Here is a 20,847-nt window from a genome sequence, read left to right as displayed (position 1 = left end):
GTCTTGAGGTGCGGGGCGGCGGCATCCGCGGCAGCAAGTACCTCTTCAATCTTGACCGGCTCCAGTGCGTCCGGAAAACACTCGTCGGTGATGACGGAAATGGCCATCACGCGAATGTCCATGTGACGCGCCACAATCACTTCCGGTACGGTGCTCATCCCGACGACGTCCGCGCCCATGTGACGGAGGAACCGGTATTCCGCCGGGGTTTCGAGATTGGGACCGAGGACCGATACGTACACGCCCTGATGGAGCTGAATGCCGTTGTCCAGGGCGATCTGCTCGGCTTGCTCCCGGAGGGCGACGTTGTACGGCTCGCTCATGTCGGGAAAGCGCGGTCCCCATTCCTCGACGTTCGGACCGACCAGCGGATTGGCTCCCTGGAAATTGATATGGTCCGTCGTAAGCATGATGTCACCCCGGTCGAAATGCGGGTTCATGCCACCCGCGGCGTTGGAGATCAGGAGCGTCTCGATGCCAAACACGCCGAGCACGCGGATCGGAAAGGTCGCCTCGCGGGCCGTGTAGCCCTCGTACAGGTGAAGACGTCCCTGCATGGCCAGAACCGGCACACCGTCCATGCGACCAAAGATGAGCCGGCCCTCGTGGGACTCCACCGTCGTCGACGGCATGTGCGGAAGGTCTTCGAACGGGACCGTTGCGTCGATCTCGATTTCGTCGACCAGTCCGCCGAGTCCAGTGCCCAAAACGACGGCGACGCTCGTCTCATGAGGCGCGACGTCACGCAGGTAGGACGCCGCTTCATCCACCTGCTGCCTGTACGTCTCGATGTCGGTCACTGCCGGAGTCGGGGCGGTGTCGTCCTGAGCCATATACGTCAGAAAAAATCGTTGAGGAGGGCAAGAACACGTACGGTACACGGACACGGCGCCGATGATTCGGCCGCCGAGACCGCCACGACGGACAGGATTGGGACCTACGACGCGCGAACGGGCGGTCGATCACGCCGACGACCCACAGTACGGTGTCCACCGTTAACGGACCTTTCATGGATGAACCACTCACCGATCAACCTCTCACCGATGAAAACGCCCTCGCTGCATCCGGCGCGTCAACGAACCGGGCAACGAGGGCGACATGCGACATCGATGAGCGCGGATCAAGCCCCGCTGCAGGCGGGAGTGTAGACCGGCTCCAACTGACGATCGGCGACGCCTCAGTCCATGTCCTCAAGGATGCTCCAGATCTTCTCGATCTCTTCCGTGGAAGCCTCGTCGTCTCGTTTCTTCTTATTTTTGTCTGACGATTCCGCCTCCTCCTTTTCCGACGCCGGGGCCGACTCGCTCGTCTGCGCCTGCGCCTGACTCTGGACGTCCTGTTTGATCGCGTCGAACTGGGTGCCGCTTTCCGATGCCGGTGGCGAGGTTGCCTCGCTCGTCTCCGGCGAATCCGCCTCTGCCCGATCCGGGGTGCCGCGCTTCCCGGCGTCTGCCTCGGCGGCATCGCCCTCGCCCTGCTCCAGCACAGGGAAGAGGGACCGCATCGCCCGTTCGAGATCGTCGTCGTCCTCGTCGGTGGATGATGCGACGTCCTCGATCGAGGATTCGTCAATGGACGCCTCCCCGCCCGGTGGCTCCGCTTCGGCGGTTGCGGCACCTTCGCTGCCAGACGTCTCGGCTGCGTCGAACGCGGCGCCGAACATGTCGTCCTCGTCCTCTTCTTCATCATCGCTGCCGAAAGCAGAGGCAAAGTCGATGTCGTCCGACACCTCATCCGATGGCTCCTCTGTATCTACAGATGCCGTTTCGGCGGACGGTTCCGGCGGACGGGACGGCTCGTCGTCCGCATCGGCCTCCAGATTGGAGAAAACGGCGGCAAACTCGCTTTCAGCCGATACCTCATCGGCCTCGGACGCCGGTTCGTCGGAAGCGACCGGTTCGTCCGGTTCCTGTTTTACGTCCTCGCTCGCTTCGGCGGCGGATCCGAAAATGGACGCCGCGCTGACCGATTCCGGCTCAGACGCATCGGTTTCGGCGCTCCGCCGTTCCGGATCGTTCGACGAAGCCGTCGGCGGTTCAGGGTCGGATGCCTCTGCATCGACCTGATCGGCTTCCGAGAGGGTGTCGGCCGAAAAGAAGTCGGCGAGATCATCCATCGCTTCCTCGTCCTCCGCTTCGGCCTTTGCCCTGGCAGCCGTACCCAAGTCCTCGTCGCGGCTTGCATCGGAGACGTCGTCGTCCTCCAGAACGTCAGAAAATGATTCCTCGAATCCGGTGTCCTCGGCCATGGACCCGGGCTCCATCTGGGGCTCCGGCTCGGTCGTTACGGGCTCCGATGCGGTTCCGGTATCCGGAGAGGCTGCCTCCGAACGGGCAGTTGCGGATTCGTCCGCTGCACTCCCGTCGTCCTCATCGTCATCACCGAAATCGAAGTCGAAGTCCGAAAAATCGGGTTCATCAGATACGGTCGACGGCGGCTCTTCGGGTTGCGTGGCGGACCCGGAGTCCGTCCTGGACGCAGATTCCGTCGTGGGTGCCGGGTCCGCTTCCTGAGCGGGGGCCGGATTGGACGACGCAGCCGGCTCTGACGTCGCTCGGGAGGTCTCCGGCGGGGGCGGTGCCTGCAAGTCGGACGGCTCTTTCACGTCCGGCATCGACCGGGCATCCCCGCGGGACCCTACCATCGCATCGCCGTCGACGTACTGGTTGAGAATCTCCATCTCCGACGACAAGAATGCCTTTAGACGGGCGGCAATTTCCTGTCGCCGGTTACGAAGCTCCTCCGTTTCGGTGCGCATCCGTGCCCGCTCGTCTTCCGCGTCGCGGCGGATCTCCCGGGCCTCGGCGCGGGCGGACTCAACGATATTTCGCGCTTCATCCTTGGCGTTCTTCAGCTGCTGCTCGGCATTGCGCTTCGTTTGCTCCAACGCCTCCTGAAGCGCCTCCTCGACCTTCTGGTAGTGCTTCATCTGGCTTTCCAGATCCTGCACCTTGTTTTCCAGGCGCCGGCGGTCTTCAGCCATCTCTTCCCACTGATTCGCGACCAGTTCGAGGAACGACTCCACCTCTTCGGTGCTGTAGCCGCGCAGGCTACGGTCGAACTCATGCTTCCGGATGTCGAGAGGAGTAAGTTTCATGTCCTTCGTCGGGCGTTGGGCTGAAGGCGACAGTTCCTGGTCGTACGGGGCCGGCGGAGCGGCGCCTGCGACACGACGGGCCGTGAGAGGGGCTCACCGCCGAGGGGACCGGGGCGAGACGGGGCGGCAGGCCGCAGAGGCGCTGACCCCGGCAACCTGAGCTGTTCTAATGGGCAAAGATGACGCCGGATTGATCCGTCACGCTATGCATTGCCGGGGTCAGGGGCAACAAAGCTTCCTGCAATCCGAACACGTCGGGGCTTTTTCACCAGAATGTGACAGAGAGGTTTCCCACCTGTCATACCGCGTCTCACTTCCATCCCGGCATCGCTTGATATGAGTACAGCAACGGGTCTTTCCCGCTCCCCAATATACGGAAAAGTACGACCGCTTCAATGATCGCTCTAATCGTACTGGCGCGGGCCGAAAATGGAGCTTCCGAGACGGATCATGGTGCTTCCCTCTTCAATCGCAACCTCGAAATCGTTGCTCATACCGAGGGAGAGCTCCTCCATGTCGACGCACGGATTCTTGTTCGCGTCGTAGCCATCGAAAAGCTCCTTCATCCGACGAAACTGCGGTCGAACGTCCTCCGGATTTTCCGTAAACGACGCCATCGCCATCAGGCCACGGACATGCAGATGCGGGTAGTCCGCGCACGTGTCGAGAAATGCGTGGAGGTCCTCCGGTGGGAGGCCGTATTTCTGGTCGGAACCGCTGATGTTGACCTGCACGAGGCAGGGCAGCACCCGGTCGTTTTTGGCAGCTCGCTCGTCGAGGGCTTCGGCAACGCGCGGGCTGTCAAGCGCATCGAACCAGTCGGCATGGCGGGCGATGTATTTCGCCTTGTTGGTCTGCAGGTGACCGATGAAGCGCCAGATCACGTCCCCACCGTGCATCTGACCGGGACGCGCCTTTTCCTTGTCGCGCAGCTCTCGCGCCCGGTTTTCCCCGAAATGAAGGAGCCCGCTCGCTACGCCGGCGGCAATCGACTGCATCGGAAACGTCTTCGACACCGCGACGATCGTGATCTCAGATGGATCGCGGTTCGCAGTCCGACAAGCGTCTTCGATGCGATGGCGCACCGTGGCGACCCGTTCGCGAACGGCCTCCGGCTCGATCTGCTCTTGAATCTCGGCAGTGGCCTCTGGTATCTGACTCATGCGTGTACGATCAAATTCGTGACTCGGTCGGTCTGAGGAGGCAAACGGTCCCGGGGCCGGCGCGGATCAGGCCTGGCCGTTGGCGCGCTGCACGTCGAACGAGACGACAGTACCGTTCTGCATGCGATAATGGATGTTCATCGGCCGACAGCATACCTCGCAATCTTCCACGTACGTCTGCTCACGAACGGAAGGGTCCAGGAAGACAGAAATGGGTTCCCAGCAATATGGACACGAGAACGTGCGCTCCTGTAGATTCACGCGCAATCGAATCCTGTGGCCGTGATGGCGATGATGATCCTCCGTCTCACCATATAACTGTCTGAGCGAGGAATCGTTTGCCCAGAATGGACCGCCGTACGCCATTGGCCTTCCGTTTACATGTTCGTCGCACCCGGTCTTCGGTACCCCCTGCTACCAGCTCATGTGAATATCAGCGTCGACGTTCGTACACTTTCTAATACACAAATCGACTCGGACCCTCTTCGTCGCACGTTAACGGCGGTACCGGTCTTGCCCTAACTCTTGTCTCGCCGATGGTTCATCGTCTTCTCGCCGGTCTCACGCTGCCTGCCTTGCTGCTGCCCTTCCTCCTATGGCCGGTAGACGCTTCAGCCCAGACCGGACCGATCGTAAGCCGGGATACCGTCTCACCGCCCTCTCCGGACCTTTCCGTTCCATCGTCGAAGGCGGCCTCCCGTACGGGATCGGTGGCTGCGTGGGCACCGCCTCCTGCCACGCCGATGATTACCCCGGTGCGCCTTCCGCGCACGGTTCGCCCGTTGCCGTTCGCCACAGCACCGGCCCGAAACGACGGCATTCACTGGGGCCGATTCGCCGGCGTCACGACGACCCTTGCTGCCGGGTATACGGGTATTTATCTCTTTGAAAAAAGCCAGTGGTGGGACGGCCCCGGCGCAGGCTTCACGTTCGACAGTCACCTCAACTACGCCCGCAATTTCGACAAGATCTCGCACCTGTACGCCGGAGAGGTACAGGCGCTCATCAACGCGCGCCTCCTCGAGTGGTCCGGCGTCCCCCAGCCCCGGGCGGCGCTCTGGGGCGCGGTGACGAGTCTCGCCGCCCAGACCCACGTTGAGATCCACGACGGCTACAGCGCACGGTGGGGATTTGACTGGTACGACCAGGCCGCCAATACGGTCGGCGCGACCTGGTTTTACCTTCACGACCGTATCCCGGCAATGCGACGGTTCGACCTGCGCTGGTCGTACTACCCATCGAATGCATGGCTGGACAACCTCGACGATCGGCAACAGGAAGGCACCATGTTCGCCGACGACTACAGCGGACACTCCTACTGGGTCAGCATGCAGGTGTACGACCTGCTTCCAGGCGCCGCAGGCCAAATCTGGCCGGACTTCCTGCAGGTCTCCGTTGGCGCCTCGCTCCATGACTGGACCGACGACACCTGGTCCCGGAAAGGTCCCGACCGTGGACCCGACCCCGACGCCTACGTCGCCTACTACGTCAGCCTCGACCTCGACTGGCGAAAAATCATTCCGCGCAACACCTGGCTGGGCCGAAGCACCGGTGATTTGCTAAACCGGTTCCACCTCCCCTTCCCTGCCATCCGCGTCTATCCAAACCCCGGTCTGCACCTCGTTTTCGTCGGGCAGAAATAGGAGCGGTCTGTACGTGTGTACGTCTGTACGTGCGTCTGTCTCTTGGACTGCGGGGCTAACAGGGCGGCGGATGCAGAACGCTGCACCTTGAACGCTGAACCTCTACACCCCTACACCTCGGCGGTGCGGAGGACGTCCAGGGGTGGGCGGTCGTAGACGCCGCGACTGTTCAGCAGACCGATCCCGACGGTGAGCGCAGTTACGATCAGGAACGCGCCGCCCACGGCAAGCAGGTCGGGCACGAAGGGGCCCTCGAACACGAACGTCGAGAGCGCCCAGGTGGCCCCGAGGGAGAGCACCAGCCCCGTCAGCGCGGCGAACGCCCCCAGGAACAGGTATTCAATTGCGGTGATTCGGAAAACGGTGGACCGGGACGCCCCGAGCGTTTTCAACAACACACTCTCCTGCGCCCGTTGTGACCGACTCACCACGACGGCGCTCACGAGGACAATCAGGCCGGTCGCGATGCTGAACAAAGCCATGAACCGGATCACAAACGACAGCCGCTGAAAGAGCTGGTCGAACGTGCTGAGCACGAGCGATAGGTCGATCGCCGATACGTTCGGGTAGGTCTGAACGAGGTCGCTCTGGACGGAGGCAGACACATCGTCGTTCGGTGCGCGACTCAGCACGGCATAGATCTGCGGGGCCTTCTCGAGCACGCCCGGCGGAAACACGACGAAGAAGTTCGTTCCGATCCGCTGCCAGTCGACCTCCCGGACACTGGCGATAACCGCCGTCACCGGTACGCCCTGGACGTCGAACGTGAGCGTGTCGCCAATCCCTACGTTCAGGTCTTCATTCGCGATGTCCGCCTCGATCGAGACCGGGACCGGGGCACCCGACTGCAACGGATTGCCGCGCATCGAATCCGCAAGCGTGCCTTCGACAAGCGTCTCGCTCGGGGTCGTCTCACTTCGGTAGGTGACGCGGTACTCCCGCGTGTGGGCAAACGTCAGGTCGAACGTCGAGTCGGCCCGCAGGTCGTCGATCGTCCGTCCCTTCACGCTCTCCAGCCCCATGGTGACGATGGGCGTTTGCTCCATGACCGGGAGGTCGTTCGAGCGCAAGAGACTGTCGACGCCCGCAAGCTGGTCGGGCTGCACGTCCCAGAGCACGAGGTTGGGGCGTCCCTCCTCCCCGCCGGTGACACGAATTTGCTCGATCAGGGACTGCTGAACGAGGAAGAGCGTCGTGATGAGGAACGTGCCCAGGCCCAGCGACAGCATCAGGACCATCGTCTGGTTCTGCGGGCGGTACAGGTTCGCCAGCCCCTGTCGCCAGGGATAGGCCCAGCCGGAGGGGAAAAAGCGCTGGACACCGCGGATGATGGCCCAGGCGACGGCGGCAAGCAATCCAAATACGACAAGCAGGCTCCCCGCATACCCGAGGCCGACCTGCCACGTGGGGGCTTGAACCATTGCAAAGCCCAGAACGCCTGCACCAATGGCACCCGCAACAGCCCAGCGGAGCGGGTCTGTCCACCCTCCCGTCGTGGGCTCGACGCTCGACCGCAACGCCCGCATCGGCGATACGCCTCGCACCTCCAAAAGGGGCCAGAGAGCAAAAAGCAGCGTCACGCCCATCCCGATGCCGAGCCCGAGCAGAATGGCCCGCCAGGACACGTAGAACTCGACCGGTACCGGCAGAAAGTCCGCCAGAAGCGTCGGGACCAGCATCTGAATCCCGACCCCGATCGCCGCACCGATGAGCGATCCCATCAACCCCAGCGCGGCGGCCTGCACCAGGTAGACCTGGAAGGTCTGCTGCCCCGACGCTCCCAGACACCGGAGAACCGCGATCGACTCGATCCGGCGACGGACGTATACATTCACGGCGCTGGCCACGCCGAGGCTTCCGAGGAGAAGCGCGACAAACCCGACCAGACTCAGGAACCGGTACAGATTGCCAAGCCCTTCTCGCCAGTTCCCCGCCGCCTCGTCGACCGTATCTGAACCGACGTCGTAGGCGTCCAGTGTCGGCTCCAGTGATGCCACCAGTGCTTCCACGTCCCGCCCGTCGTCGAACTTAAAGTAGACCTCGTATTCGGCCCGGCTACCCCGACCCAGCAGCGTCGAGTCGAGCGCCGTCTGCGGAATGTACACGCGCGGACTGATAGACGACACAATGGACGATTCCCGCGGCATCTTAATCAGTTCTCCGGCGATCGCGTACGTTCGCCGGCCAATCTGAATGGAGTCGCCGACCTCGGCGTCGAACTGCTTGAGCAGCGTTCCATCCACGAGTGCAGCACCCTCGTCCCGGTACGTATTGACGGCCTCTCGCGGTCGCGTGACGACCTCACCGTAAAACGGGTAATCCCCTTCCGTCGCGCGAACCGTCGCGAGGCGCGTCCGATCGTTTTTGGGAAACAGCGCCATCGATGCGAACGAGATGCGGCGGGAGGTCGTCCCTCCGATCGAGTCGATCACCGTTTCGATCGTATCCGGGAAGGGGCGATCACTCTCCAGACTCAGATCTGCGCCCAGCAGGGTTTTCGCCTCTGCATCGACGGTCGTTTCCAGATTTTCGCCGAACCCCTGAATCGCAACAAGCGCCGCCACGCCGAGGACCATCGCGGAAAGGTACAGCACGAGGCGCTGGCGGCTGCCACGACTGTCGCGCCACGCCATCTTCAGAACAAAAGGACTCATGCAGCAGACGTAATGATGACTAGTTCAACGTTCAGGGTTCAAGGCTCCGAACCTGCCCGCAACCCCGACACTTTCCCACCTTAACGCCTTCCCATCTTACGACCTTCCCACCTTCACACCGCAGTTCACGCTGCCGTCCGCATTTCATCAAGTTCGACGCGGCCCTGGCGCAGGCGAAGCACCCGTCCGGTGCGCTCCGCCAACTCCAGGTTGTGGGATACAAGCACGAGGGTCGTGCCGGCGTTGGCATTCAGGCTGAAGAGGAGGTCTTCAATCGTTTCCGCCGTTTCGACGTCGAGATTACCGGTCGGCTCGTCCGCGAAAAGGATACGTGGCTCGTTAATGAACGCCCGGGCCATCGCGACGCGCTGGCGTTCTCCGCCCGAGAGTTGGGCGGGGTAGTGATCGAGGCGTTCCCCGAGACCGACGCGATCGAGAAGGGCTGCCGCCCGCTCCCTGGCCCCTCGCCGTCCCTGTAGCTCGGCAGGGACCATCACGTTCTCCACCGCTGTGAGCGTCGGAAGAAGACGAAACGTCTGGAAAACGAATCCGACGTACTGATTGCGAACCGCCGCTCGCTCGTCCTCATCCAGTGGCGCGAGGTCGGTCCCGCAGAGCTCGACGGTTCCCGATGTGGGCGCATCCAGCCCCGCGCAGAGGCCCAAGAGCGTCGTTTTCCCGCTTCCGGATGGGCCTACGATTGCGCACGTGCTGCCATCGGGTACGTCGAAGGTGACGTCGTCGAGGACAGTCAATTCGCGTGATCCACTGCGAAACGTTTTGGTCAGATTCGAAACGCGAAGTACGGTACTCATACGCTAGAACGCGGAAAGAGAGAAAGGATGCGGCACACACGGGTGGCGGAAAAGGCATCGTACAGCCGCGAAACCCGCGCCTGTAGCCGGGGTTCAGTGTACGCCTGTCGCCCGAATCCCGTTACAACGCCGTGTCGCAATGCGTGCGAGCCGCCTATACCCGCTCCTCATCCTTGCTGTTCTTGTCATCGCCGGGTGTGGTCAGGATCGTTCCAATCCGTCTCCGGCGGAGCCGTCCGCCTCGGACACCGCAAGCCAGCACGCATCGGAGGCCCCCGCGGCCCCGTCATCCGGCACCACGCAGGTGCTGATCCTCGGCAACAGCATCGCCGCCGGTCTCGGGCTCCCCGATCCGGGCCGGCAGTCGTTCCCTGCACGCCTGCAGCAAAAAGTTGACTCGCTCGGATGGGATGTGCAAGTACGAAACGCCGGCGAGAGCGGCATGACGTCCGCCGGCGGATTGCAGCGGATCGACTGGCTGTTGCAGCAGCCCGTAGATGTGCTCGTCCTGGAGCTGGGCGGAAACGACGGGCTGCGCGGCGTCGACCCGGAAGCCACGAAGAGGAACCTGACGGCGATCATCGACACGACCCTACGCCGCTACCCGGAGGCGAGCGTTGTGTTGGCCGGCATGCAGATCCCCCCGAATCTCGGTCCACAATATACCCGGCAGTTTCGCGAGATCTACCCCTCCGTCGCGTCTCAGTACGACCGCGTCTCCCTCGTTCCGTTCGTCCTTGAGGGCGTCGGCGGCGTCGACTCGCTCATGCAGGACGATGGCATCCACCCCACAATGGAGGGACAGCGCTACGTCGCCGCCAACGTATGGGCCGTCCTTCGCCCGGTTCTCGAAAACCGCCTGGCCCAACCGGAGGACGTGCAGCCGGCTTCGTAACGTACCCGGCTCGTCCTGAATCTCCCCGTTCCGACCCGGCGTGGACGCAACGATCAGCCGCAACGCATCTTACTTCCGAAGCCATCCGATCGATGGGACCCTCCGTTCCCGACTCCGTAGGCGTCATCGTCGTCTCAGGCGGCACGCTCCACTCACTCAACGCCCGTGCCCGCGCCCTTCTCGCGGACGCCCCCGACGCCGATTTTGGCGTCTGTCGCACGGCGACGCGGCTTGTTCTGGAAAACGACGACACCAACATCCCGCGATCGACCTGGATCGCTGACATATCGCATGCCGAGGATCCGACAATTTCGGCCCGACGTCTCCATGTCACGGCCGAACCCGCCTCGGGCGATGTTCGGATCCTCCAGGTTCGGACTGTATCCAGCGTCAACGAGGCCAGGGAACGGCGCGCTGCAGCCGATCATGCCCGCGCCGCGCATCCCATCCGGCGGGCCTTCGCACACGACGCTCGCAACCCTGTCATTGCCGGACAGCTTCAGACGGGCATCCTCGGAGAAGTTGAGGCCGAGGACCTTGCGGAGCGGGCTCCTGCGATCGCGCAAACACTCGACCGGCATCTCTCGACCGCGAGCGACGGCATCGCGATGCTCGCCGACGAGCTCGCGCCGGACCCTGACGATCCCCCTACGGACGTCCTGAGCGTGATCGACTACGTTCGACGGCTGACGCTACCGTATGCCCGGAAACGAAGTGCTACCGTTGAGGCTCGCACCGGTACGACCGACCTCCATACTCAGGCTCCGCTCGTTCCGCTCCGCCGAATGCTGGTAGGTTTTCTCGCGCGCCTCCTGCCCCATGCCGAATCCGGCAACCGCATCGACATTCGGGCGGTCGAAGATGCCGGCGGTCAGCCGATCATCACACTCGTCGCACACGGCCTGCTCCCCACGGCTACGATTGCGCGCGACGCCGTAGACGCCTTGATGTTCGACGCGACGCGATGCGACGTACGAGCCGAAACGGTACCGCATGAGAACAGCACGTGCGTCCGGCTGCACGTTCCTCCCGTGCAAACGCATGCTCCGGCTGAGGCCGTGTAGGTGCGTACGTGGGAAGGTTTGAAGGTGCTCAGAGGGATAGATGCAAGCAAGCACTCGGAACTCAGAACTCGGAACCCTGCCCCCGGACCGATCGCGCTACGCTTCTTTCAGCGCTTTCACTTCGTCCACGATGCCGGCGACGGCCTCTTTAGCATCTGAGAAGAGCATCTTGGTGTTATCGTTGTAAAACAGGTTGTTCGGTACGCCGGAGTAGCCGGGGCTGAGGCTCCGTTTGATAACCACGACCGTCTCGGCCTCGTCCACATTTAGGATCGGCATACCGTAGATCGAGCTACCTTCGTCATCACGGGCAGCAGGATTGACCACGTCGTTCGCGCCGATCACGAGCGCCACGTCCGTCGTCGAAAACTCCGGGTTGATGTCATCCATCTCGTAGAGCCGCTCGTACGGCACGTTGGCCTCGGCAAGGAGGACATTCATGTGCCCCGGCATTCGGCCGGCAACCGGATGGATCGCGTACTTTACCTCGATCCCCTGCTCCTCCAGAAGCTGCGCCATCTCCCGGACCTCGTGCTGCGCCTGGGCCACGGCCAGTCCGTACCCCGGGACGATGACCACCTTCTCCGCGTAGCTCATCAGAATGGCGGTATCGTCCGGGGAGGTCTCATTCACGGTTTTGCCTTCCGGCACGTCCACGCCGGACGAGCCGCCGTCATCGCCGCCAAAGCCGCCGAGCATCACATTTGCCAGCGAGCGGTTCATGGCGTCGCACATAATCACGGTCAGGATGAGACCCGCCGCGCCGACGAGCGTGCCGCTCACAATGAGTGCCGTGTTGTCGAGAACGAACCCGGTCGCAGCCGCCGCAAGGCCGGAGTAGGAGTTCAGCAGGGCCACCACAACCGGCATGTCCGCCCCGCCAATCGGGATCACGAGAAAAACGCCGAGAAGGAGCGCACCCGCGCCGAGCGCCAGAACCGCGTAGAGGACCGGCTCAATCTCCGCGGGAAAACCGCCGGCTTCCAGCGCCATAAAAACGATCGCACCGAAGGAGCCAAGGACGAGGAGCGCCGTCAACGGCCGAAGGCCCGGAAAGGACAGCGGGTTGCCTGAAATCCAGCCCGACAGCTTGCCGTTGGCCACGATGCTTCCGGAAAAGGTGACTGTACCGATCAGCACCGAGAGACCGATGGTAATGGCCGATACCGCGTCGAAGACCGACAGCTCGATCGCGGAGCCTCCGGTGTACTGCGCGATCTCCGCACTTGCCACCAGCGCCGATGCCAGGCCGCCGAACCCGTTGAAGATGGCGACGAGCTCCGGCATGGCCGTCATCTCGACCTTCCGCGCAAGCACCATCCCGATAATGCTCCCGACGGCGACCCCGGCGATGATCATCGGCCAGGACAGCACCTCATACAGGAACAGCGTCGCCACGACGGCGACCAGCATGCCGGCGGATGCCAGCTGGTTGCCGCGCCGGGCGGTGACGGGTGACTGCATCCGCTTCAGTCCGAACACGAACAGCACGGCGGACAGCAGATACGCGAGGTCGATGATAGCGGTTTTCATGGGAGGGGCGATCGCGTAGAGGAGACGAATCTGAGGGGGATACCAATCGGTGCGGCGTCCGACGCTTACGCCGTACCGTTGGTGGGCGTCGTTGCATTCGCGGCATCCACATCCGACGGCGTGCCGTTCTTCTTACGGGCAAACATCTGAAGCATCCGGTCGGTCACCATGAAGCCGCCGACCACGTTAATCGTCGCGACCACCACCGCGCCGAAACCGATCCAGGAAGCCCACGCGTTGCCGGTCATCCCGGCCGCGACCACGGCCCCCACCAGCGTAATGCCGCTGATGGCGTTCGCACCGGACATCAGCGGGGTGTGCAGCGTCTGGGGGACCTTGCTCAGCACCTCGGTCCCGAGGAAGGCCGAGAGCACGAAAATGATGACGTTGTTCAGCATAACAAATCAACGAAGAGTCGTGTGGACGAGCGGTTGGGTGCAATGGGGGTTCGCCTGAACCCGACGACGAGACACGCGGCCGGTCAGGCCTCCTGAGAGAGCATATCGCGGACGCGCTCATTGTGGACCGCTCCGTCGTGCGTCAGGCAGGCGCCATCGAAGATTTCGTCATCGAAGTCGGGCGTGAAGGTCCCGTCGTCGACGAACGCTTCGATGAGGGACGTAATTGTCTTGGCGTACAACTGGCTCGCATGGACCGGCATGTCTGCGGGCAGATTCGTCGGCCCGAGGATGGTGACCCCGTGTTCGACGATCGTCTCGCCGGTCCGGGTGTACGCGCAGTTGCCCCCGTTGGGCGCGGCAAGGTCGACGATGACCGAGCCGGGGGCCATCGCCTCGACGGCTTCTTCCCGGATCAGCAGCGGGGCGGGGCGACCCGGAATGAGAGCTGTGGTAATCACCACGTCCGCATCGGCGATGTGCGGCTGGAGCAATTCGGGCTGACGTTCCTGCTTTTCACGTTCGAGCTCGCGAGCGTAGCCGCCCTCGTCCTCCTGGTCGCCCACGTCGATCTCGAGCTCGACGAACTTGGCGCCGAGGCTTTCGATTTCTTCCCGCGTCGCATCCCGGATATCGTAGCCGAAGACCTTGGCGCCGAGACGCTTCGCCGTCGCGATGGCCTGCAGGCCTGCCACGCCCGCTCCCAGCACGAGAACGTTGGCGGGACGAATCGTGCCCGCCGCCGTGGTCAGAAGCGGAAAGAACTTTGGCAGACGGTCCGCCGCCACGATGGTCGCACGGTAGCCACCCAGCGAACTCATCGCCGACAGCGCGTCCATCTTCTGAGCGCGAGAGATGCGTGGGACCAGCTCCATCGCCAGCGAGGTGACGCCTTTTTCGGCCAGAGAACGGGCAAGACCGGGCTCGTCCAGCGGACGTAAGAATCCGGCGACCACCTGCCCCTCGCGCATCATCGCGATCTCCTCCCCAGACGGCGGACCGACTTTGGCAACCAGATCTGCGCCGAACACCGCCTCGCGATCCGCGATCTGGCAGCCGGCATCTTCGAAGTCCGCATCCGAGTGGAAGGCCGTGTCTCCAGCGCCGGCCTCGACGAGAAACTTGATGCCGTCGACGGATTTGAGCATCCGTTCTGCGATGCTGGGGATCAGAGCGACGCGCGTTTCCCCGGCACCAGATTCGCAGGGAATGCCGATCGTGAGAGCCATGGGCGGAGTGGGAATTCGGATCGGGTGATGAGTACAGAAGGTGTAGACGGGCAAGGCGACATCTCGTTTGCCGCCTGACCCCATCGTTACGGCATTCACACCACACTGCCGCAACACGCTCAACCTGTGAACGGACGATCAAGAAAGGAAGACGAACAATCGTGCGCAAGCAAGGAGCTGGAATGGTTCAAGGTTCAGCGTTCAGAGTTCTGACTTGTTGGTTGCACCGATCGCCGCCTGAGCACCGTTACACTCACACACCTACATACCAAAAAAACGCCCTACCACCAATGCCGGCGATAGGGCGCGGGTGGACCGGAGCATGTGCGAACGCAACCCGGTCGTCGGTCGACGATCTACCCGTGGGTCCGCTCGAATTCCTTCATGAAGGCAACGAGCGCGTCGACGGCCTCTTCGGGGAGCGCGTTGTAGAGGGAGGCGCGCATGCCACCGACGGTCCGGTGGCCACCGAGGCTGAGGAGACCGTTTTCCTTGGCCTTCTTGATAAATACGGGTTCCAGCTCTTCGTCCGTGAGACGGAACGTCACGTTCATCATCGACCGGGAGTCTTCGTCCACCGTTCCGCGGAAGAAGTCGCTGCCGTCGATGGCCTTGTAGAGCTTCTGCGACTTCCGCTGATTGATGGTGTGCATGGCGTCAACGCCGCCGAGGTCATCGAGCCAGCGCAGCACCTTTTCGACCATGTAGATAGGAAAAACGGGCGGCGTATTGAACCGCTTGGCCGCATGCGTCCCGTAGTCGAGCATTGTCGGAAGCGGCTGCTTCCGCTGCTGCAGGAAATCGTCGTGAACGAGCACGATCGTAACACCGGCCGGACCGATGTTCTTCTGTGCGCCGGCGTAGATAAGGCCGTACCCGTCGAGATCCATGGGCCGGCTCAATAGCTCACTGGACGCGTCTGTCACGACCGGCACGTCAAGGTTCGGGTCTTCCGGAAACTGGTTGCCGTTGACGGTCTCGTTCGTCGTGATGTGGACGTACGAGGCATCGGGATCCAGGTCCCATTCGTCTACGGGAGGAACGTGGCTAAAGTCGTCATCCTCGCTGGACGCTGCCACGCGGGCTCCACCGACGCGGCGGGCTTCTTTGATCGCTTTCGTTCCCCACCGTCCCGTGATCACGTAATCGGCCGACCCGTCCTCGGGCAGGAAATTCAGCGGGACCTGGTAGAACTGCATCGACGCCCCACCCTGAAGGAAGAGCACGTGCCAGTCATCACTCAGGCCCAGCAACTTCTTCATGTGCTCGCGCGCCGACTCCTCAATCTTGTCGTATGCGGCAGAGCGGTGACTGATTTCCATCACGGACGCGCCCACATGGTCGTACACAGGGAGCTCGTCCTTCGCCTCCAGAAGCACGGCTTCCGGAAGCACGGCGGGACCGGCGGAGAAGTTGTACTGGCGCTCGCTGCCGTCGGACGGAGCGGACGCCTTCGACGTGGGATCGGTGACTTGCATGTCGACGTGCGAAGTTGATAGGTCGCGAAAATAGAAAATGCATACCGCGCGGTGGGCGGGATACTCCAACCGGTAACATTCACGGTTTACCACCCCGTATGGTCCCGGTTCTACCGCTCTGTGTCGTTTAAAATCGCCCCCCCCTTCACATTTCGAAGTTCACAATTCGTAATTTGAACTTCGCTCTTCGCCATTCGCCCTTCCCCCTGCCATTCATCCTCCGTCCTGTACCGCTCATGACATTTTCGCGCTTTGCCATGTAACGAAGCGCACGAGCCGGGCTCCTGCGCACAATTTGAACGAACCTGCCCGGTCTGCGATGGGTAAGGATCGGCGCCTCGACCGGGATCGGCACCCCGGCTCTCTCTTTTCGTCCTGTGGCCGCTTACCATGTCTACCGCTTCTTCGTCCCCTTCTTCCGCCTCCCCCGACGAGGCCCATAGCTCGGCGCGTCTTTTCGTCATCGGCGCCGTTGTGCTGTTGCTTGCGGGCCTCGCCATCCCCCGGCTGTTCGCGTCGTCGCCGTCCAACGGATCCGGCGGAGGCGGTGACAGCCAGCCGCTCGGGGTGGACGTCCTGGCCGTTCAGCCCTCCCGCGTCACCGAGACGCTGCAGACGAGCGCCACCCTCCGCGCGAATGAGTCGGTGGACCTGACGGCCGAGTCGGCGGGCAAAGTGACGTCGATCCGGTTCGAGGAAGGGGCTCGCGTCGAAGCCGGACAGCTACTGCTCACGATTAACGATGCCGAACTACGTGCGGAGCGAAGCCGCCTGCAGTACCGCCTGGAGCTGGTCGAAGACCGGGAAGAACGGCAGAAGCGACTGCTCGATCGCGGTGGCGTGAGCCAGGAAGAGTACGATGCGGTTGCGAATGAGGTCAGCGTACTTCGAGCCGAGCTCGACCTCGTCGAGGCGCAAATCGAAAAGACGCGGGTTCGTGCGCCGTTCAGCGGCACCGTCGGGCTCCGGAATGTAAGCGAAGGCAGCTACATCTCCCCGGAGACGCCGATCACGACCCTCCAGTCGCTCAATCCGATGAAGGTCGACCTCTCGGTTCCGGAGAAGTACGGGGGCCGGATCGAAACGGGACAAACGGTCACCTTCCAGGTCCGTGGGAGCGACCAGACGTACTCGGCGACCGTCTACGCCATCGAACCGCGCATCGAGCCCTCCACGCGTACGCTACGCCTTCGCGCCCGGGCAGCCAATGACGACGGCTCGCTCCGGCCGGGCGCCTACGCGGACGCCACCCTGCGCCTCGGCACGCGGTCGGACGCGCTCATGGTTCCGACGATGGCCGTCCTCCCCACCCTGGGCGGACAGCGGCTCTTCCTGTTGAACGATGGAGCGGCCCAACCACGAAACGTCACGCTGGGCGTTCGAACCGATTCGACCGTCCAGATCACCGGCGGCATAGTAGCCGGAGACTCGGTCATCACCTCCGGCATTCAAAACCTCCGGGCCGGCCTTCCGGTCACGCCGAACCGGTAAGCACCGGCTCCGTCGCCACGTCTCGCCGCCTTTCGCCTTCTCCGCTGCCCGTCATGTCGCTTTACTCTCTAAGCATTCGACGCCCGGTGCTGTCGACCGTCCTGTCGACGATGATCATCATCTTCGGGGCCGTCGGCTTTTACTTTCTCGGCGTACGCGAGTACCCGGCCGTCAGCCCGCCGGTCATCAGCGTCACCACGGAATACCGCGGCGCAAATGCGGATGTGATCGATTCGCAGATCACCGAGCCGCTTGAGGAGCAAATCAATGGCATCGACGGGATTCGCACGATCAACTCCGTAAGCCGCGCGGGCCGCTCGACCATCACCGTTGAGTTCGACCTCGGGTCAGACCTTGAGCGCGCTGCAAACGACGTCCGGGATCGCGTGTCGCGAGCCCGACGTGTCCTGCCCACCGATGCCGAACCGCCCTCCGTCGCGAAGTCGGACGCAGACGCGCCGCCGATCGTTTTCTTGAACATCAAGAGCGATCAGCGAAACCTGATGGAGTTGACGGAAATAGCGGACAAGCGCTTCAAAGAACGACTTCAGACCATCGAAGGCGTGAGCCGCGTCGACATCTGGGGCGAGAAGACCTATGCGATGCGGCTCTGGTTCGACCCCGGAAAGCTCGCGGCCTACAACTTGACACCGCTCGACATCCGACAGGCTCTCGAGCGATCGAACGTCGAACTGCCCTCGGGGCGCATCGAAGGAGAATCCATCGAACTCACGGTCCGGACCATGGGCCGTCTCGAAACGGTGGAGGACTTCGAAAACCTGATCCTGAAGCAGTCCCCCGGCGGCGAGACGGTCCGGATGCAGGACGTCGGCCGAGCAGAGATTGCCCCGCGCAACATGCGGACGCTGCTGCAACGCGACGGCGTACCGATGGTCGGCGTGGTGCTACGACCCCTTCCGGGCGCCAACTATATAGATATCGTCGACGAATTCTACGCCCGACTCGACCGGATCAAGGCCGACCTTCCGGCCGACCTCGAACTGGGCATCGGGTTCGACAATACCGACCCAATCCGTCAAAGCATCGACGAAGTACAGCAGACGATCTTCCTCGCGTTCCTGCTGGTCGTCTTCATCATCTTCGCCTTTCTCCGGGACTGGCGCTCGACCCTGATCCCGCTCCTTGTGATCCCGGTGGCGCTGATTGGCGCGTTCTTCGTCATGTACATGGCGGGCTTTTCGATCAACGTCCTGACGCTCCTTGCGATCGTCCTTGCGATCGGGCTCGTGGTCGATGACGCCATTGTGGTGCTGGAGAATATCTACACGAAAATTGAGGAGGGGAAACCGCCGATCGAGGCGGGGATCGAAGGCACGCGCGAGATCTTTTTCGCGGTCGTCGCGACGTCAATCGCCCTCGTCGTGATCTTTACGCCGATCGTCTTCATGGGCGGCCTGACCGGTCAACTCTTTCAGGAATTCGGCCTTGTCATCGCCGGAGCCGTGGCCATCTCCTCCTTCGTCGCCCTGACGCTCACCCCGATGCTCTCGTCGCGACTCCTGAAGCAGCGTGATGAGAAACCGTGGATTTACCGAACGACGGAGCCGTTCTTTCGCGGACTCACCGACGGGTACCGGCGCACCCTGAACGCCTTTATGGAGGTGCGATGGATCACCGGGATCGTCCTCGTAGCGGTGATTTCACTCACGGCTATGTACTGGTGGAGCCTGCCGCAGGAGCTGGCACCGCTGGAAGACCGGAGCGGCGTCCGGCTCTTCGCGACCGCCCGGGAAGGCGCAACCTATAATTACATGGACGGCTTCGTCGACCGGCTCATCTCCACCGTCAATGACGTCGTTCCGAAAGAAGATCAGACGGCAATCATCACCGTCACGTCGCCCGGTTTCGGGGCGTCTACCTCCGTCAACTCGGCGTTCGGGTTTGCACGATTCGTCGATCCGGAGCAGCGGGAGACGTCACAGATGGAGTACGCCAACCGGTTGCAGGCGGCCGTCTCTAAGCTGGAGGGTGCACGCACGTTTGTCTCGCAAGAACCGACCATCTCGGTCGGTTTCAGCAGCGGCCTCCCCGTTCAGTACGTGCTGCAGGCCCCGAGTGTGGATCGCCTCCGCGACGTGCTGCCGACCTTCCTTGAGCGCGCCGGCGAACAGCCGGAACTCGCCTTCGTGGATGTCGACCTCAAGTTCAACAAGCCGGAACTGCAGGTCCAGATCGATCGCGACAAAGCCGATAACGTGGGTGTTTCCCCGCTGAACGTGGCACAGACGCTTCAACTGGCGCTCGCCGAGCAACGCGTCGGCTACTTCGTTCGCGACGGTGAACAGCGGGAGGTGATCGCCTCGGTCGAGAAGTCGCGCAGCGACGAACCGGTGGACCTGACCGGCCTGTTCGTCCGAACAGCGTCGGGCGAGCCGATCATGCTGGACAACCTCGTGACTGTCTCGGAAGAGGCGACGCCACCCCAGATCTACCGCTTCAACCGGTACATGTCGGCTACCGTCAGCGCACGTCCGGCCCCGGGGTACACGATCGCCGACGGCATCACGGCGATGGACCGCGTGGCGGCCGACGTACTCGACCCCTCGTTTTCGACGGCACTGGACGGACAGTCGCGCGACTTCCAGGAAACCTCGAACCAGTTGCTGTACGTGTTCGGACTCGCCATCATCCTCATCTATCTGGTGCTGGCCGCGCAGTTTGAGAGTTTCCGCGACCCGCTTATCATCCTCCTGACGGTTCCGCTGGCCATGGTCGGCGCGCTCTTCGGTCTCGCCGTGTTCGGCCAGACGCTGAACATCTTCAGTCAGATCGGCCTCATCATGCTCGTGGGTCTGGTCGCGAAAAACGGCATCCTGATCGTGGAATTTGCCAATCAGCGCAAGGCGGCCGGTCTCTCCATTCGAGAGGCAATCGAAGAGGCCGCGGTGGCGCGCTTCCGCCCCATTCTGATGACGGCTCTTTCGACGACGCTCGGCGTCCTCCCGCTGGCCCTTGGACTCGGCTCCGGCGCCCAAAGCCGGGTCCCAATGGGCGTCGCCGTTATCGGCGGCCTCGTGATCGGTACCCTCATGGCCCTGTACGTCATTCCCGCAGCCTACTCGTATCTCACCAGCGAAGATGCGGGACCCGTGCTCACGGCAACCGATGCGGCCGAGGTCGCATCGGGCGGAAACGGCACTGCCGGCGACGGCATCCCACCCGACGGCGTGGACTCGCCCCGGCCCGAGACCGAGCGTGCCGAGAGCGACTGATCGCCTGTCGCTCCACGCGTTGCCCTACCGATCAGTGTGGCTCCACGGTCGCACGACATGCGTACGAGCAAGCCTCGCGCCGGCCCGTTATGGTGTGCCGGGAATGGGCGCACCAAGCCCTGCCCGCTGGCTGTATCCACTCATCCTCCCACCT

15 protein-coding genes are annotated in these 20,847 nt (G+C 62.9%); 5 read left to right on the top strand and 10 right to left on the bottom strand.

The genetic code is table 11. The features are described from left to right. From ACFCU0_RS01205 to ACFCU0_RS01190, 4 genes are all read right to left on the bottom strand, one after another. The coding region (locus tag ACFCU0_RS01205; protein WP_434971830.1) for a purine-nucleoside phosphorylase at positions 1-833 on the bottom strand (833 nt) is incomplete at its 3' end. 344 nt (positions 834-1,177) lie between these two features. Further along, positions 1,178-3,097, bottom strand: coding sequence for a DivIVA domain-containing protein (locus ACFCU0_RS01200; protein WP_434971829.1), 1,920 nt, complete (start codon positions 3,095-3,097; stop codon positions 1,178-1,180). A gap of 404 nt (positions 3,098-3,501) precedes the next feature. Continuing rightward, positions 3,502-4,260: a YggS family pyridoxal phosphate-dependent enzyme gene (locus ACFCU0_RS01195; RefSeq protein WP_434971828.1), complete on the bottom strand. Its 759-nt coding sequence runs from the start codon at positions 4,258-4,260 to the stop codon at positions 3,502-3,504. 66 nt (positions 4,261-4,326) lie between these two features. Further along, the gene (locus ACFCU0_RS01190; RefSeq protein ID WP_434971827.1) at positions 4,327-4,521 is read right to left on the bottom strand and encodes a CPXCG motif-containing cysteine-rich protein; all 195 of its coding nucleotides are present in this window, start codon (positions 4,519-4,521) and stop codon (positions 4,327-4,329) included. A gap of 275 nt (positions 4,522-4,796) precedes the next feature. On the opposite strand from ACFCU0_RS01190, the gene ACFCU0_RS01185 reads away from it, so the two are divergent. Then, complete coding sequence (locus tag ACFCU0_RS01185) at positions 4,797-5,903, top strand: DUF2279 domain-containing protein (RefSeq protein ID WP_434971826.1); 1,107 nt, start codon at positions 4,797-4,799, stop codon at positions 5,901-5,903. 110 nt (positions 5,904-6,013) lie between these two features. Here ACFCU0_RS01185 and ACFCU0_RS01180 read toward each other — a convergent pair whose 3' ends face one another. Beyond that, on the bottom strand, positions 6,014-8,557 hold the full coding sequence (locus ACFCU0_RS01180; protein WP_434971825.1) for an ABC transporter permease: 2,544 nt from the start codon (positions 8,555-8,557) through the stop codon (positions 6,014-6,016). Between the two features lie 125 nt (positions 8,558-8,682). Next, positions 8,683-9,372, bottom strand: coding sequence for an ABC transporter ATP-binding protein (locus ACFCU0_RS01175; RefSeq protein ID WP_434971824.1), 690 nt, complete (start codon positions 9,370-9,372; stop codon positions 8,683-8,685). Positions 9,373-9,511: 139 nt separating this feature from the next. Here ACFCU0_RS01175 and ACFCU0_RS01170 point away from each other — a divergent pair, with 139 nt between their 5' ends. Then, on the top strand, positions 9,512-10,267 hold the full coding sequence (locus tag ACFCU0_RS01170) for an arylesterase (RefSeq protein ID WP_434971823.1): 756 nt from the start codon (positions 9,512-9,514) through the stop codon (positions 10,265-10,267). Between the two features lie 92 nt (positions 10,268-10,359). Then, positions 10,360-11,331: a hypothetical protein gene (locus ACFCU0_RS01165; RefSeq protein WP_434971822.1), complete on the top strand. Its 972-nt coding sequence runs from the start codon at positions 10,360-10,362 to the stop codon at positions 11,329-11,331. Positions 11,332-11,427: 96 nt separating this feature from the next. Here ACFCU0_RS01165 and ACFCU0_RS01160 read toward each other — a convergent pair whose 3' ends face one another. The 4 genes from ACFCU0_RS01160 to serC form a co-directional block, all read right to left on the bottom strand. Beyond that, a complete protein-coding gene (locus tag ACFCU0_RS01160) occupies positions 11,428-12,864 on the bottom strand; it encodes an NAD(P)(+) transhydrogenase (Re/Si-specific) subunit beta (RefSeq protein WP_434971821.1) in 1,437 nt (478 codons plus the stop codon). A gap of 65 nt (positions 12,865-12,929) precedes the next feature. After that, positions 12,930-13,262, bottom strand: a complete 333-nt coding sequence (locus ACFCU0_RS01155) for an NAD(P) transhydrogenase subunit alpha (protein ID WP_434971820.1) — start codon at positions 13,260-13,262, stop codon at positions 12,930-12,932. Between the two features lie 83 nt (positions 13,263-13,345). Beyond that, positions 13,346-14,491, bottom strand: a complete 1,146-nt coding sequence (locus ACFCU0_RS01150) for a Re/Si-specific NAD(P)(+) transhydrogenase subunit alpha (protein ID WP_434971819.1) — start codon at positions 14,489-14,491, stop codon at positions 13,346-13,348. A 356-nt stretch (positions 14,492-14,847) separates the two neighbouring features. Then, on the bottom strand, positions 14,848-15,969 hold the full coding sequence (gene serC, locus ACFCU0_RS01145; protein ID WP_434971818.1) for a 3-phosphoserine/phosphohydroxythreonine transaminase: 1,122 nt from the start codon (positions 15,967-15,969) through the stop codon (positions 14,848-14,850). A gap of 390 nt (positions 15,970-16,359) precedes the next feature. Here serC and ACFCU0_RS01140 point away from each other — a divergent pair, with 390 nt between their 5' ends. Next, entirely contained in the window at positions 16,360-17,460 is a 1,101-nt protein-coding gene (locus tag ACFCU0_RS01140) for an efflux RND transporter periplasmic adaptor subunit (protein WP_434971817.1), read from the top strand. 53 nt (positions 17,461-17,513) lie between these two features. Beyond that, the gene (locus ACFCU0_RS01135) at positions 17,514-20,693 is read left to right on the top strand and encodes an efflux RND transporter permease subunit (protein ID WP_434971816.1); all 3,180 of its coding nucleotides are present in this window, start codon (positions 17,514-17,516) and stop codon (positions 20,691-20,693) included. Positions 20,694-20,847: the final 154 nt, after the last annotated feature.

It is taken from the genome of Longibacter sp. (assembly GCF_051155795.1).
GTDB lineage: Bacteria > Bacteroidota > Rhodothermia > Rhodothermales > Salinibacteraceae > Longibacter.
The sequence above is the reverse complement of the archived record's forward strand: the minus strand, read 5'-3'. Positions and strand labels throughout refer to the sequence as shown.

Excerpts from the sequence above, each read along its gene's own strand:
- ACFCU0_RS01150 (WP_434971819.1), bottom strand. The coding sequence starts at position 14,491 with ATGGCTCTCACGATCGGCATTCCCTGCGAATCTGGTGCCGGGGAAACG.
- ACFCU0_RS01165 (WP_434971822.1), top strand. The coding sequence starts at position 10,360 with ATGGGACCCTCCGTTCCCGACTCCGTAGGCGTCATCGTCGTCTCAGGC.
- ACFCU0_RS01160 (WP_434971821.1), bottom strand. The coding sequence starts at position 12,864 with ATGAAAACCGCTATCATCGACCTCGCGTATCTGCTGTCCGCCGTGCTG.
- ACFCU0_RS01170 (WP_434971823.1), top strand. The coding sequence starts at position 9,512 with ATGCGTGCGAGCCGCCTATACCCGCTCCTCATCCTTGCTGTTCTTGTC.
- ACFCU0_RS01155 (WP_434971820.1), bottom strand. The coding sequence starts at position 13,262 with ATGCTGAACAACGTCATCATTTTCGTGCTCTCGGCCTTCCTCGGGACC.
- ACFCU0_RS01195 (WP_434971828.1), bottom strand. The coding sequence starts at position 4,260 with ATGAGTCAGATACCAGAGGCCACTGCCGAGATTCAAGAGCAGATCGAG.
- ACFCU0_RS01180 (WP_434971825.1), bottom strand. The coding sequence starts at position 8,557 with ATGAGTCCTTTTGTTCTGAAGATGGCGTGGCGCGACAGTCGTGGCAGC.
- ACFCU0_RS01140 (WP_434971817.1), top strand. The coding sequence starts at position 16,360 with ATGTCTACCGCTTCTTCGTCCCCTTCTTCCGCCTCCCCCGACGAGGCC.
- ACFCU0_RS01200 (WP_434971829.1), bottom strand. The coding sequence starts at position 3,097 with ATGAAACTTACTCCTCTCGACATCCGGAAGCATGAGTTCGACCGTAGC.
- ACFCU0_RS01135 (WP_434971816.1), top strand. The coding sequence starts at position 17,514 with ATGTCGCTTTACTCTCTAAGCATTCGACGCCCGGTGCTGTCGACCGTC.
- serC (WP_434971818.1), bottom strand. The coding sequence starts at position 15,969 with ATGCAAGTCACCGATCCCACGTCGAAGGCGTCCGCTCCGTCCGACGGC.
- ACFCU0_RS01175 (WP_434971824.1), bottom strand. The coding sequence starts at position 9,372 with ATGAGTACCGTACTTCGCGTTTCGAATCTGACCAAAACGTTTCGCAGT.
- ACFCU0_RS01185 (WP_434971826.1), top strand. The coding sequence starts at position 4,797 with ATGGTTCATCGTCTTCTCGCCGGTCTCACGCTGCCTGCCTTGCTGCTG.